This is a genomic window from Clavibacter quasicaliforniensis (assembly GCF_051201715.1).
Taxonomy (GTDB): Bacteria; Actinomycetota; Actinomycetes; order Actinomycetales; family Microbacteriaceae; genus Clavibacter; species Clavibacter seminis.
The window spans coordinates 1680851-1694286 of sequence record NZ_CP139624.1 but is presented as its reverse complement, the minus strand read 5'-3'; the positions used below and the strand labels follow the sequence as shown (position 1 = coordinate 1694286).

The following is a 13436-nucleotide window of genomic DNA, read 5'->3' as shown; positions in this document are numbered from 1 at the left end:
GGCCTCCCGGTGTCGTGAGCGCACCCGGCGGCCGCCTAGCCTCAAGGGTATGAGTTCCGAGACGATCCTCCGGTGGAGCGCGGCCGGGTGGGCGACGACGGCCGCGGATCCCGCCGGTGGAGGGGCCGAGGAGGCGCGACCGGCCGGGCACCGGGTGCTCGCGGCCGACTCGTTCCTCGTCGAGGAGGGCCGCGTGCTCGCGCTCGACGTCCATCGCCAGCGGTTCCTCGCGTCGCTGCGCCTGCAGTCCGCGGCCGTGCCGGATCCTGCCTCCTTCCTCGACGCCGCGGTCGACGCGCTGCCCCGCGACGGCGCGTGGTTCCCGCGCGTGGAGGCGCTCCGCGGGCCCGACGGCGACGTGGCCCGGCTCCTCGTGCGACCGGCGCCCGAGCGCACGGCGTCGGTGGTGCTGCGCGACCACGACGGCCCGGATCCGCGCACGATGCCCCGCGTCAAGGGACCCGACCTGCACGCGCTCGGCGCCCTGCGCAGCCGCGCCTCCCGACACGGCGCGGGCGAGGCGGTGATCCTCGCGGCCGACGGCACGATCGTGGAGGGCGCCTACAGCGCGATCCTGTGGTGGCATGGCGACGCGCTCGCGGTCGTCGAGGGCGACGTGCCGCGGATCCCGAGCGTCACCGAGCGCAGCATCGTCGCGTTGGCCACGGCCCTCGGCGTCGACGTGCTGCACGAGCGGGCGCGGCCGGCGGACCTCGACGGGCGCGAGGTGTGGGCCGTGAGCGCGCTGCACGGGATCCGCCTGGTGCGCGGCTGGATCGACGGCCCGGCCACCGCGGCCGAGCCCGGTCGTGCGCGTGCCTGGCGCACGCGGCTGGATGCGCTGCGGCGGGAGCTGCCCGCGGGCTGACGCGCGCGCGGGTCAGGACACGGGCAGCAGCTCGATGGTCCGGTCCACGAGGTCGCCCGGCACCTCCGTGTGCGTGAGCAGCAGCACCCCGCGTCCGCTGGCGCGCGCCGCCGTGAGCACGTCGCGCAGCACGGCGTGGGCGCGCTCGGCGTCGACGTCCGCCGTCGGCTCGTCGAGCACGAGCACCGGGAAGTCGGCGAGGAGCGCCCGTGCCAGGGCGATGCGCTGGGCCTGGCCGCCCGAGACGAGGCCGCCGCGGTCGCCGACGCGCGCGTCGAGCCCGCCCCGCTCGGCCGTCCAGTCCGCGAGGCCCACGCGCGCGAGGACGCCGACGAGCTCGTCGTCCGTCGCGTCGTCGCGGGCGAAGAGCAGGTTCTGCCGGATGCTCGCGTCGAAGAGGTGCGGCGCCTGCTCGCAGAGGCCGACGATCCGGCGCACGGCGGACGGGGCCATCGACCGCGCGTCCCGGCCGTCCAGCTCGTAGGCGCCGCGCGACTCGAGGAACCGGGCGAGGGTGGCCGCGAGCGACGACTTGCCGGATCCGCTCGGGCCGCGCACGACGACCGTCTCCCCCGGCCGCACCACGAGCGACACCGGGGCGAGGGCGTCGTGATCCGCTCCCGGCCAGCGCGTGACCAGGTCCCGGACCTCGAGCGTCGTGCCCGCGGTCGGCGCGTCGGCGTGCGCGGTCTCCGCGTCGGCGTCGTCGGGCTCCCGCGGGATCTCGTCGGGCACCGTCCCCGGCACGACGCCCGCCACGCGCTCCGCGCTCGTGCGCACGCGCCGCCACGCCTGCACCGCGAGCGGCACGGCCGTCGCCTGCTCGACCAGCGCGAGCGGCACCAGCGCGGCCAGCGCGAGCCAGGCGGGATCCAGCGCCCCGGACGCGAGGCCCGGCACGCCCTGCAGCACGGTCCAGCCGGCGACCGCGCCGGTGCCGGCGAGCACGACGCCCGTGGTGACGCCCGCCGCGGCGGCGCTGCGCAGCTCCGCGCGCCGGAGGTCGGCGGCGGCGCGGTCGATCGCGGCGAGTCGGTCGTCCACCACCCCGAACGCGGTCAGCACGTCGAGGCCGCCGACCAGGTCGAGCACGAGGTCCTGCAGCCGGGCGCGCAGCGGCGCGATGCGCGTCTCGGCGCGTCCCGCGAGCGCGGTCGTCGCGCCGATCCCGACGGCGAGCGAGACCGCGAGCACGACGAGCAGCGCGATCCCCGCCGCGGGCAGCACCGCCCATACGACCGCGACGCTCGCGGCCTGCACGAGCACCGACACCGCGAGCGGCTGCACCACGCGCAGGGGGAGGTCCTGGAGCCGGTCGACGTCGCCCACGAGCCGGGTGAGGAGGTCGCCGCGGCGCGTGTCGCGGAGGCCGGCGGGCGCGAACGGGAGGAGCCGTTCGAAGACCCCCACGCGGAGCGTCGCCAGGGCGCGGAAGGCCGCGTCGTGGCTGGTGATGCGCTCCAGGTAGCGGAACGCGGCCCGCCCGAGCGCGAACGCCCGCACCCCGACGATCGCCATGCCGAGGAAGAGGATGGGCGGCTGCTCGGACGCGCGCGTGATGAGCCAGGCGGAGGTCGCGAGGAGCGCGACCGCGCCGACTGCGCTCGCGAGGCCCGCGAGGAGCCCGGGCAGGGCGCGGCGCGCGGGCGGCTGCGCGAGCCGGAGGACGTCGTCGCGGTTCACGGCGCGACCTGCGCGCGCCATGCGGGCTCCGGGGCGATGCGCGCGGGCATCTCGGCGGCGGGTACGCGCGCGCCGAGGGCGGGCGGTGTCGCGTCCGCGGCGGATCCCCCGCCCAGCCGCAGCTCGGCGTCGGCCGCCCGCACGAGCGCGCCGCGGTGCGTGACGACCACGACGGCCCGGCCCTGGTCGGCGAGCACGCGGATCCCGTCGGCGAGGCGCGCCTCGGCAGCGGCGTCGAGCGCGGAGCTCGGCTCGTCGAGGAGGACGAGCGGGCAGTCGAGGGCGAGCGCACGGTGCACGGCCCGGGCGACGGCGACGCGCTGCGCCTGCCCTCCGGACAACCCCTGCCCGCCGACGCCGAGCTCCAGGTCGGGGTCGATGCCGTCGGCCGCCGCGAGCGCGAGCGCGCGTCGGACGAGCGCGTCGTCCGCATCCGCGACGCCGAGCGCCACGTTCGCCCGCACCGTGCCCGCCATGAGCCCAGGCCGCTGCCCCGCCCAGGCGACCTCGGTCGGGAGCGGCGCGCGCGGCGCGGGGGCGGCGATCTCGCCGACCCAGCCGACGGCGCCCTCGGCGGGCAGCTGCCCCAGGATCGCCTGGAGGAGCGACGACTTCCCGACGCCGCTCGGCCCGGTCACCGCCGTGACGCGTCCCCGGGGGAAGGTCGCGGAGAGCCCGGCCAGCACGGGACGGTCGCCGCGCGTGACGACCAGGTCGCGGATCACGAGCGCGTCGCCCGCGGAACCTCGCGCAGCCGCAGCCGCAGCCGCGGCCTCGACCTCGGCCCGCGGGACGGCCCGCGCCGCCCGTGTGGCCCGCTCCTCCTCGAGGATCCCGAGCACGTCGTCCGCGGCCGCGACCCCCTCGGCCGCGGCGTGGAACTGCACGCCCACCTGCCGGATCGGCAGGAACGCCTCGGGCGCGAGCAGCAGCACGAAGAGCCCCACCTCGAGGTCGAGCTGCCCGCCGATGAGGCGCACGCCCACCGACACCGCGACCAGCGCGACCGACAGCGACGCCGCGAGCTCCAGCACGAAGCCGGACAGGAACGAGATCCGGAGCACGCGCATGGTCTCCACGCGGTACTCCTCCGTCACCCGGCGGATCCGCGCGGTCTGCCGCCGCGCGCGCCCGAAGACCAGGAGCGTCGACAGCCCGTCGACCACGTCGAGGAAGCCCGACGCCAGCTCCGTGAGGCGCGACCACTGCCGCCGCTGCACCTCCTGCGTCGCCCAGCCGACGAGCACCATGAAGACCGGGATCACGGGCAGCGTCACGAGGACGGTCACGCCCGTGAGCGGGTCGGCCAGGAAGAGCACCACGACGACGATCGGCGTCGCGAGCGTCGTGAGGATCAGCTGCGGCACGTAGCGGGCGAAGTACGGGTCGAGCGCGTCGAGTCCCGGCCCGACGATGGTCGCGAGGCGCCCGCGGCTGCGGCCGGCCGTCCACGCGGGCCCCAGGTCGGCGATCGCCCGGAGCGCGCGGCGACGCAGCTCCGCGGTGACACGCGCCGCGCCGCGCGCGCCCACCACGTCGAGGAGCCACGCCGAGGCTCCGCGGACGACGGCGGATCCGACCACGAGCGCGAGCACCGGCCCGAGCTCCGACGCGGTCGCGCCGCCTATCGCCCGCACGACGAGCTGCGTGAGCGACCAGCAGAAGGCGACGAGCGCCACGGTCTGCACGACGCCGACGACGGCGCCCACGGCCAGCATCGCCCGGGCTGACGCGGAGTGCCGCAGCAGGCGCGGATCCAGGGGCTTCACGGCGCGCCTAGTGCGCGGCCTGGGCGATCACGGCGCGCGTGATGCGCTTCCGGAACACCCAGTACGTCCACGCCTGGTAGGCGAGGATCAGCGGAAGCGCGAACCCGGCGGCCCACGTCATGATCGTGAGCGTGTAAGGCGACGAGGACGCGTTCTCGAGCGTCAGCCCGAACGCGGGATCGTTCGACGCCGGCATCACGAACGGGTGCAGCGCCGTGAAGAGGCTGGCCACCGCGAGCGCGATTGTCGCCGCGAGCAGCCCGAACGCCCAGCGCTCCCGACCCCGCACGTTCGCGAGGTACGACCCGACGAGAGCCACGGCCGCCAGCGCGGACACGAGCCCCGACAGCGCCGACCCGTGCGCGAGCGTCGTCCAGACCAGGAAGGTCGCCGCGATCACGATGGTCACCGCGCCGACGCGCATCGAGAGCAGCCGGGCACGCGCCCGGATCGGCCCGTCGGTCTTGAGCGCCGCGAACTGCAGGCCGTTGACGAGGAACAGCGACAGCGTCGTGAGCCCGCCGAGGAGCGCATAGGGGTTCAGCAGGTCGAGCGTGGATCCCGTGTAGTCGTGGTGCCGGTCCATCGGCACGCCGCGCACCACGTTCGCGAACACGACGCCCCAGAGGAACGACGGCACCACGGATCCGACCACGATCATCGCGTCGAACCACCCGCGCCACCGGTCCGACGCCCCCTGGTGCCGGAACTCGAACGAGACGCCGCGGAGGATCAGCGTGATGAGGATGGCGACGAGCAGCAGGTAGAACCCGCTGAACATGGTCGCGTACCACTCGGGGAACGCCGCGAAGAGCGCGGCCCCCGCGACGATGAGCCAGGTCTCGTTGAGGTCCCAGACCGGGCCGATGGTGTTGATGAGCACGCGGCGGTCGGTGTCGTCCTTCGCGAGGAACGGCAGGCTCATCCCCACGCCGAAGTCGAAGCCGTCGAGCACGAAGTAGCCGACGAAGAGGAAGGCGATGACGCCGAACCAGATGGTGGGCAGGTCCATCAGTACACGCTCGCTTCCCGCACGACCTCGCCCGTCACCGGGTCCGGCTCCCGCTCGGCCTCCGGACCCTTCTGCGCCGCCTTCAGGATCAGGCGGAACTCGACCACCGCGAGCGATCCGTAGACGACCGTGAACGCGACGAGCGAGAGCAGCACCTGGATCCCGGTGACGTTCGGCGAGACCGCGGACGAGGTCTGCAGCAGGCTGAAGACGATCCAGGGCTGGCGGCCCATCTCCGTGAAGATCCAGCCGACCGTCATCGCGAGCAGCGGCAGCGGGGCGGCCCAGATGGCGACCTTCCACATCCACGGCTTCGTGATGCGGCGGCCCCTGCGGGTGAACCAGAGGCCCGCGACCGCGACCGCGATGGCCGCCATGCCGAAGCCCATCATCCAGCGGAACGCCCAGTAGGTGACCCAGATGGTGGGCGTGTAGTCGCCGGGGCCGTAGCTCGCGACGTACTGCGCCTGCAGGTCGTTGATGCCCTGGACCGTGCCGTCGAGCGTGTGCGTCGAGAGGAACGACAGCAGGTACGGGATCCGGATGGAGAACAGCTCGCTCGACCCGTCCGGCGTGCCCCACGTGAAGAGCGAGAACGACGCGGCGGCGCCGGATGAGGTGTCGTAGTGCGCCTCGGCTGCGGCCATCTTCATGGGCTGCGTCTGCACCATCGCCAGTCCGAGCTGGTCGCCGGAGAGGATCGTGAGCGCGCCCGAGACGACCATGAACCACATGCCGAACCTGAGCGCCGGCATCATCGTCTCGAGGTGCTGGTTGCGCGACAGGTGCCAGGCGGCGACCGAGATGATGACGGCGGCCGCGCACATGAAGGCCGCGAAGATCGTGTGGGGGAACGCGGCGAGCGCGACCTTGTTGGTGAGGAGCGCCCAGATGTCGGTGAGCTCGGCTCGTCCCCTGGCCTCGTCGATGCGGTACCCCACCGGGTTCTGCATGAAGGCGTTGGCCGCGAGGATGAAGTACGCCGACAGGATCGACGCGACCGACACCACCCAGATCGACGCGAGGTGCAGCCTCTTCGGCAGCTTGTCCCAGCCGAAGATCCAGACGCCGATGAACGACGCCTCGAGGAAGAACGCCAGCAGGCCCTCGAGCGCGAGCGGTGCGCCGAACACGTCGCCCACGAAGCGGGAGTACTCGGACCAGTTCATGCCGAACTGGAACTCCTGCACGATGCCGGTGACGGTGCCCATCGCGAAGTTGATGAGGAAGATCCTCCCGAAGAACCGGGTGAGCCGCAGGTAGTGCTGCTTCCCGGTGCGCACCCACGCCGTCTGGTACAGCGCGCAGACGAACGCCATCCCGATCGTGAGCGGCACGAAGAGGAAGTGGTAGACGGTCGTGAGGCCGAACTGCCAGCGGGAGAGCAGGAGCGGGTCGAGGAGGTCGTTCACTCGGGGCGACCGCTCTGGCGGCGGCCGGGTGCGGGGTGGTCTGCGGGAACGGGGTGCGGTGTCATGGCGACCGGATGCGCTTCCTGTGGATGGCGGATCGTGCGGGCTGAGGCTCCATCGCGACCCCTCGATTCTACGACTTGTAGACGATCGGCGCGAGCCCTGCGCGCGGATCCCGGCCGCGTCGCGTTGGCCGGCCGGCGGCGCGCGCGACACCCGTCGTTCACCCGGCCGGGCGAGGGTCGGACCACGCATCCGGATCGGCGTCGACCCGGTGCGCCCACGCGCGGGCCGGCATCGGCTCCGCGCCCGCCGTCGGCCCTCGGATCCGGCACCGCACCCACCCGCACCGCGCACGTCGACCGAAGGGCCGCCGCCATGACCTCACCCGCTCCCGCCTCGCCGGCATCCGACCTCACGATCGGATCCGCGACGACCGCCGCCGGCGCTCCCGCATCCACGTACGTCGCCCTCCTCGTGGCCGACGGCGCCCACCTCACGGGGCGGGTCGCCGAGGCGGCGGACCTGCTCGGGGCCGGCGCGCCCGCGGCCCGCTACGACGCCCGCACCGCGTCCGCCGAGGACGCGCTCGTCGTCGCCCTCGCGCTCGTGGCGGGCGGGCTCGACGTCCGCGACGCCGCCCAGCACGCCGTCGACGGGGATCCCGCGCCCGTCATCCAGGCGTTGCACTCGCTGGCCGGTCGCGGCGGCGTGGAGCCGTACCTCCTCCGCAACGGACTGACGGTCGACCACTTCCACGCGCTGCGCGACGCCGTGGTCGCCGTCGGCGGACGCGAGCTCGACGAGTCCCAGGACTGACGCCGCCCGTCCGGCGCACCCCGGACCCGACCGCGCCCCTCCTTCTGGGGCCACGCTCCGGTGTCCGCATAAATGAGGACCCGGCTAGAGTCGTGAATGAGCGCACGGCCCTTACCCCCCCCCTTGGGCCGGGTGCTCGCAACCCGACGAGCACGTCCGTCCACTCCCCCCGGATCGGACGGCTCCCGGACCACGGAGATCACCCGTCCCCCGAAGGACCGTGATCCCCGGAGAGGCCCGGCACCCGTGGCGTTCCCGCGCACCGTGCCGGGCCTCTCGATCGTCCGCCGTGCGGATCCGCCGCGCGGCCATCGCCCTCTGCTAGGCGGAGGCCCCGTCGTCGACCAGCGGCAGGTGCAGGATCGCGAGGTCGAGCGGGCGGCCGAACTTCCAGCCGATGCCGGGCAGCAGCCCCACCTGCCGGAAGCCGAGCCGCTCGTGCAGCCGGATGGAGCCGGTGTTTCCGGCCTCGATGTCCGCGAACACCGCGCGCTTCCCGGCCGCTCGTGCGTGCTCGACGACCGCCTCGACGAGCGCGCGGCCGACGCCCTGCCCCTGGAAGGCGTCGCGCACGTAGACCGAGTCCTCCACCGAGAAGCGGTAGCCGGACAGGCGCCGCCAGGGCCCGTAGGTGCCGTAGCCCGCGAACTCCCCGTCGACCTCGGCGACGAGGATCGGGTCGCCCGCGTCCGTCGTCTCCCGGAACCACGCCTCGCGCTCGGCGCGGTCGACCGGCTCCTCCGTCCAGAGGGCGGTGCCGGTGAGGATCGCGTGGTTGCGGATCTCCAGCAGGTCGTCGATGTCACGCGGCTCGGCGGGGCGGATCCTCATGCAAGCAGGGTAACGGAGCGCTCGGCGGGCGCCGTGCGGCAGGATCGACGCATGGACCTCACCATCTCGCGGGTCGCGTGGGACGACGACGACGCGACCTCCCTCCGTGCCGCCCAGCGCGCCGAGCTCGACCTCCGCTACGGCGGCGACACGGAGCCCGGCGCCAAGCCGACCGCCGCCGACATGGCCGCGTTCCTCGTCGCGCGCGACGCGGACGGGACGCCCGTCGGCTGCGGCGGGATCCGGCCGCTCGGCGCCCGCGGCGACGGGACGCCGTGGGCGGAGCTCAAGCGCATGTACGTGGTGCCCGCCGTCCGCGGCACGGGCGTCGCGACGGCCGTCCTCCCCGCTCTCGAGGAGACGGCACGCGAGCTCGGCGTGGTCGACCTGGTGCTGGAGACCGGCCCGGAGCAGCCCGACGCCATGCGGTTCTACGTCCGTGAGGGCTGGACCGAGATCCCCCGCTTCGGCGCCTACGCCGACTCCGAGGGCTCCCGCTGCTACGCGCTGACGCTCGCGTGATCCGCCGGCTCCGCCTCCTCGCGCTCTCCTCGCACCCGGGGCCGACGGCGACCGTCACGGTGCTCGCCGCGGTGCTCGCGATCGCGCTCGGCTACGGGCCCGGGCGCGTGGTCGCGGTGGCGGTGGCCGTGCTCCTCGGGCAGCTGTCCATCGGCCTCTCCAACGACTGGATCGACGCCGAGCGCGACCGCAGCGTCGCCCGCGCCGACAAGCCCGTCGCGCGCGGCGAGGTGACGGTCGGGCAGGTCCGGGCGGCGGCCCTCGTGACGGTGGCGGCATGCGGCGTGGCGTCGGCCGCGCTCGGTCCGGCGTTCCTCCTCGCGCACGGCGTGCTCGTGGGCGCGGGCTGGGCCTACAACGCCGGGCTGAAGCGGACCGCCGTGAGCGTCCTCCCCTTCGTCGTGGCCTTCGGGATCCTGCCGACGGTGGTCGCCCTCGGCGGCGTGGATCCGGTGCCCGCGGCCGCGTGGGCGATGGCGACCGGCGCGGTGCTCGGCGTCTCCATCCACTTCACCAACGTGCTGCCCGACCTCGAGGACGACGCCCGCACGGGCGTGCGGGGCCTGCCGCACCGGCTCGGGCGCGTGCCGTCGGGCCTCGTCGCGTTCGGGGCGCTCGCGTTCGGGGCGGTCGTCGTGGCCGTGGGCCCCGTGCTCGTGGATCCGGCGCACGCGATCACGCCGCTCGCGGTCGGCGGGCTCGTCGTCACGCTGGGCATCGCCGCGTGGGGCGCCGTGCGCGTCGTCACGCGGCCGCCGGGGCGCCTGCTGTTCCAGCTGATCATGGCGGCGTCGCTGCTGCTCGTCGCCCAGATCGCGCTGAACGCGACCCGCCTCACCTGACCCGCGCGCCCGCGTCCCGGCCCATGGCGTAGACGGAGGCGAGCCCGGCCCCGGCCGGCGAGGCGAGCACCGCGCGGAGCCCCGCGTCGCGCACGAGGCGGGTGAGCCCCCGGACGGGACGCCCGAGCGCCGTGTTGATCTCCGACTGCACCGCCGCGCGGCGCGCGCTCGCGAGCCGGTCGCGCTCCCAGCGGGCGAGGCGCACGGGATCCGGCACGCCGCGGCGCGCGCGGACGGCGTCGACGAGGATCGGCGCGAGGGCGTCCGCGTCGAGCCAGCCGAGGTTCATCCCCTGCCCGCCGATGGGACTGATCTCGTGGGCCGCGTCGCCGATCAGCACGCCGCGCTCGGCGACCATGCGGTGCGCGAGGCGACGGCGCACGCCGAAGCCGCTGACCGGATGCAGCTCCTCGGCCGACACGACGTGCCCGGTGCGCTCGCGCACCGCGCGGGCGAGGAGCGACGCCCGATCCCCGTCGTCCTCCCCCGCGCGGAGCCCCACGACGAAGCGCCGCAGGCCGCCGGGCAGCGGGAAGGACTCGACGACGCCGTCCGGATGCAGGGTGACGACGGCGTCGTCGCCTCCGTCGGTGCGGTCGGGCGCGTCGGCCATGAGGAACCGGTCGGGCAGGGGGCGCTCGTCGACGCCGATCCCGAGGAGCCCGCGGACCCGTCCGCGCGTGCCGTCCGCGCCGACGACGAGGGACGCGGCGACCTCGACGGGCTCACCGTCGGCCTTCCCGCTCGCGCGGACGACCCCGCCCGGCGCACCGGCGGGATCCGCGTCGAGCCCGGTGAGCGTCACGCCGCGCCGCAGGGCGTCGGGCGCGAGGCCGGCCAGGCGCCTCGTGAGGATCGCCTCCGTGCGCCACTGCGGCAGCGCCGCGACGTACGGGTGCGTGGCCGAGACCCCGGCGAACGAGACGCGCCCGAGCTCGCCGTGGGGCCCCATCGCGATGCCCGTCCGGACGAGGACCGCCTCAGCGACCATCTCGTCCGCGACGCCGAGCCGGTCGAACGCGTCGAGCGACGGCGCGTGGATCCCGATGGCGCGCGACAGCAGGGCGGGCGCCGGCCGCGCCTCCCACACGTGCACGTCGAGGCCCGCCTGCGCGAGGAGCGCCGCGAGGTGGATCCCCACGGGCCCGCCGCCCACGACCAGCGCGTCGACGCGGGTCATCGGCCCGGGAGGTCGACGGGGTCCGCGCGGCCCGTGGACGGGTCGCGGACCACGAGCACGCGGAACGGCACGGCGCCCTCGACGCGCCAGCCGGGCGGCACCCGGAGGGCGAGCTCCACGGGCGTCCAGCTGCGGCGGATCGACCGGAGCCCGTCCACGTGCACGAACGAGCCGCGCGCGACGAGCCGGGAGGCCGGCCCGTAGAGGGCGTAGGCCAGGCGCCCGCGCGCGATGTCGCCGTGGATCGCGCGCGGGGCGAGCGCCGCGGAGTCCGCCAGGAGCGCGTCGAACGCGGCGGCGTCGAGGTGGTGGAGCACGTGGTTGCTCGTCACGAGGTCGAAGCGGCGGCCGGCGGCGACGAGGTCCCCGCTCGACGACGCGAGGAACGCGACGTCGGGGTCGCGGGGCCGGGCGCCCGCGAAGGCGGCGGCGCGCGGATCCGGGTCGATGCCCGTGACGGTGAGCCGCAGCCCGTCGCGCCGAGCCCACCGCGCGAGGGCGAGCGGCACGTCGCCGCCGCCCGACCCGATGTCGAGGAGCGTCGTCTCCCGCTGGGCGGACAGCAGCGGGCGGATCCGGGACCGGTAGACGCCGCGCCATCCGGCGACCACGCGGTTCACGATGCCGAACCGCGCGTAGGTGCGGTCGAGCGCGACGGCGTCGCAGTCCGGGTCGTCCATGAGCTCGGTGAGACCGGTGTCGCGCCGGGAGAGGTCCATCAGGCGGTCCGGCGCGTCATGAGCGCCGTCTCGACCGTGAGGCCGGGGCCGAACGCCATCGCGCACACACGCCCTGAGCCGGGCCCGGACGAGACGACGGGTGCGGCCTCCGCGACGTCGGGTCGACCCGGCACGTCCGCGGGAGGCGTCCGGTGCAGGATCCGCCGGAGCACGAACAGCACCGTCGCGCTCGACATGTTGCCCACCTCCGCGAGCGTCGAGCGCGATGCCTCGAGCTGCGCGGGCGCGAGCCCCAGCCGGTCCTCGACGCGGTCGAGGATGCTGCGGCCGCCCGGGTGGATGGCCCAGTCCTCGATCTCCGCGGGGGCGACGCCCTCGACCGCGGGGACCTGCGCCCACAGCGGCTCGAGGGCGCCCGTGATGTGCTCGTCGATGATCCTCGGCACGTAGCTCGACAGCACCATGTCGAAGCCCTGGTCGCCGATGGTCCACGCCATGTCGTCCTCGCCGACGGGCGTGAGGACGGTCTCGAACGCGTCGAGGTCGAGCACGGTGGATCCGGCGGGCGCGGGTCGCGCGGTCACGACCGCGGCCGCCGCTCCGTCCCCGAAGACGGACGAGGCGACGATCGTGTCGGCGTCGTTCGACGAGTGCAGGTGCAGCGAGCAGAGCTCGACGCACACGACGAGGACGACGGCGTCCGGGTCGGCGGCGCAGAACTGGGCGGCCATGCGGAGCGCCGGGAACGCGCCGTAGCAGCCCATGAAGCCGAGGTGGAAGCGCTGGGTGGACGCGCCGAGCCCGAGGCCGCGCACGACCTGGTAGTCGGGTCCGGGCGCGTAGAAGCCGGTGCAGGAGACGGTGACGACGTGCGTCACGTCGGAGGTCTCGACGCCTTCGGCCTCCTCGACCGCCTGCCGCGCCGCCTCGAGCAGCAGAGCGGGGGCCTCGCGGATGTACGTGTCGTTCCGCGCGCCGGTGCCCGGCGTGAGGATCCGCCCGCTCGCCCGGTCGTAGAAGACGGGCCCGGCGTCGGCGTCCTCGACGGGTGCGTCCGCGCCCGCCATCCCCGGCGCGGTGCCGAGCTCGCGGATCACCGTGTGCCGCGTGCGGATCCCCGACGCGTTGAAGGCCGCGGACACGAGCCTCGTCCCGAGCCGCCCGAGCTCGGGCTGGCTGCCGAAGAGGTCGCGCACGCCGTCCTGCGCGAGGACGGTCGGCGGCACGGCCGTGGCGATCGAGCGGATGGAGGCGATCAGCGTCGGCCGCCGGAGACGACGGCCGCGCCCACCGCGAGCACGACGGCGACGGCGCCCGCGCCGATCGACGCGGCGACGGCCGGGTCCTTCTTCGTGAACGCGCGCGTGCGGCGCGAGAGGTCCCGGCCGGTCGTGCGGACGCGCGTCGTGACGTCGTCGCGGATGGCGCGGGCGCGGGCCGAGGCGTCGGCCTTCAGCTCGGAGGCGCGGGCCGGCACGTCGAGCGCGGTCTCGAGCTCCCGCACGGTGCGCGCGAGCTCGTCGCGTCCTGCCTGGATGTCGCGCTTCAGCTCCTCGGGGCTGCGCTTGGGCGCGGGCGGGATGTTCGCGCCCTCGCCGTGCGGCGCCGACTCGGCGACCGTCTTGTGCTTGCGGACCTCGCGGGCGACCGTGGTCACCGCGCCGAGGACGCTGACCTCGCCGGTCGGGGACTTCTTCTTGGCCATGCGCGGGCTCCTGCCATCGGGGAAGTACTTGCGGTGGATCCATCATGCTCCGTCGTGCCCGGGCCGGGCACCCACGGACGGCGCGAGGGGCCGGCGCTCGCGCGTCGACCCCT

The 13436-nt window shown here is 75.3% G+C and carries 13 protein-coding genes; 4 read left to right on the top strand and 9 right to left on the bottom strand.

Annotated features, from left to right (window positions below; all coding sequences use genetic code 11):
- Window positions 1-49: 49 nt before the first annotated feature.
- Window positions 50-868, top strand: coding sequence for an aminotransferase class IV (locus tag NL142_RS08145; RefSeq protein WP_435078700.1), 819 nt, complete (start codon window positions 50-52; stop codon window positions 866-868).
- 12 nt (window positions 869-880) lie between these two features.
- On the opposite strand, the gene cydC is transcribed toward NL142_RS08145, so the two are convergent.
- Genes cydC through NL142_RS08125 form a run of 4 tightly spaced genes read right to left on the bottom strand, consistent with a single transcriptional unit; the run spans window position 881 to window position 6744 of the window.
- Entirely contained in the window at window positions 881-2551 is a 1671-nt protein-coding gene (gene cydC / locus NL142_RS08140; RefSeq protein WP_435078698.1) for a thiol reductant ABC exporter subunit CydC, read from the bottom strand.
- Window positions 2548-4320 (bottom strand): thiol reductant ABC exporter subunit CydD, encoded by a 1773-nt coding sequence (cydD, locus tag NL142_RS08135; protein ID WP_435078696.1) that lies wholly within the window; start codon window positions 4318-4320, stop codon window positions 2548-2550. The genes cydC and cydD overlap by 4 nt, the downstream gene beginning before the upstream one ends.
- Window positions 4321-4327: 7 nt before the next feature.
- Complete coding sequence (gene cydB / locus NL142_RS08130; RefSeq protein WP_194682626.1) at window positions 4328-5332, bottom strand: cytochrome d ubiquinol oxidase subunit II; 1005 nt, start codon at window positions 5330-5332, stop codon at window positions 4328-4330.
- Window positions 5332-6744 carry a cytochrome ubiquinol oxidase subunit I gene (locus NL142_RS08125; RefSeq protein ID WP_435078694.1) on the bottom strand — a complete coding sequence of 471 codons (1413 nt, stop codon included), beginning with the start codon at window positions 6742-6744 and terminating at the stop codon, window positions 5332-5334. The genes cydB and NL142_RS08125 overlap by 1 nt, the downstream gene beginning before the upstream one ends.
- Window positions 6745-7122: 378 nt before the next feature.
- Here NL142_RS08125 and NL142_RS08120 point away from each other — a divergent pair, with 378 nt between their 5' ends.
- A complete protein-coding gene (locus NL142_RS08120) occupies window positions 7123-7563 on the top strand; it encodes a hypothetical protein (protein WP_194682628.1) in 441 nt (146 codons plus the stop codon).
- A gap of 321 nt (window positions 7564-7884) precedes the next feature.
- Here NL142_RS08120 and NL142_RS08115 read toward each other — a convergent pair whose 3' ends face one another.
- Entirely contained in the window at window positions 7885-8394 is a 510-nt protein-coding gene (locus tag NL142_RS08115) for a GNAT family N-acetyltransferase (protein WP_435078691.1), read from the bottom strand.
- 51 nt (window positions 8395-8445) lie between these two features.
- Between NL142_RS08115 and NL142_RS08110 the strand changes: the two genes are divergently transcribed.
- Both NL142_RS08110 and NL142_RS08105 read left to right on the top strand, forming a co-directional pair.
- Complete coding sequence (locus tag NL142_RS08110) at window positions 8446-8916, top strand: GNAT family N-acetyltransferase (RefSeq protein ID WP_435078689.1); 471 nt, start codon at window positions 8446-8448, stop codon at window positions 8914-8916.
- Complete coding sequence (locus NL142_RS08105) at window positions 8913-9758, top strand: UbiA family prenyltransferase (protein WP_435078687.1); 846 nt, start codon at window positions 8913-8915, stop codon at window positions 9756-9758. Before NL142_RS08110 ends, NL142_RS08105 begins: the two co-directional genes overlap by 4 nt.
- Here the strand turns inward: NL142_RS08105 and NL142_RS08100 are convergent.
- The 4 genes from NL142_RS08100 to NL142_RS08085 are packed head-to-tail and all read right to left on the bottom strand — an operon-like array spanning window position 9751 to window position 13323.
- On the bottom strand, window positions 9751-10938 hold the full coding sequence (locus tag NL142_RS08100) for an FAD-dependent oxidoreductase (RefSeq protein WP_435078685.1): 1188 nt from the start codon (window positions 10936-10938) through the stop codon (window positions 9751-9753). The two genes, NL142_RS08105 and NL142_RS08100, sit on opposite strands and share 8 nt — an antisense overlap.
- Window positions 10935-11657 (bottom strand): class I SAM-dependent methyltransferase, encoded by a 723-nt coding sequence (locus NL142_RS08095; protein WP_435078683.1) that lies wholly within the window; start codon window positions 11655-11657, stop codon window positions 10935-10937. Before NL142_RS08095 ends, NL142_RS08100 begins: the two co-directional genes overlap by 4 nt.
- Window positions 11657-12877, bottom strand: coding sequence for a type III polyketide synthase (locus tag NL142_RS08090; RefSeq protein WP_435081586.1), 1221 nt, complete (start codon window positions 12875-12877; stop codon window positions 11657-11659). Before NL142_RS08090 ends, NL142_RS08095 begins: the two co-directional genes overlap by 1 nt.
- Window positions 12874-13323: a DUF3618 domain-containing protein gene (locus tag NL142_RS08085; RefSeq protein ID WP_234424634.1), complete on the bottom strand. Its 450-nt coding sequence runs from the start codon at window positions 13321-13323 to the stop codon at window positions 12874-12876. Before NL142_RS08085 ends, NL142_RS08090 begins: the two co-directional genes overlap by 4 nt.
- Window positions 13324-13436 lie beyond the last annotated feature (113 nt).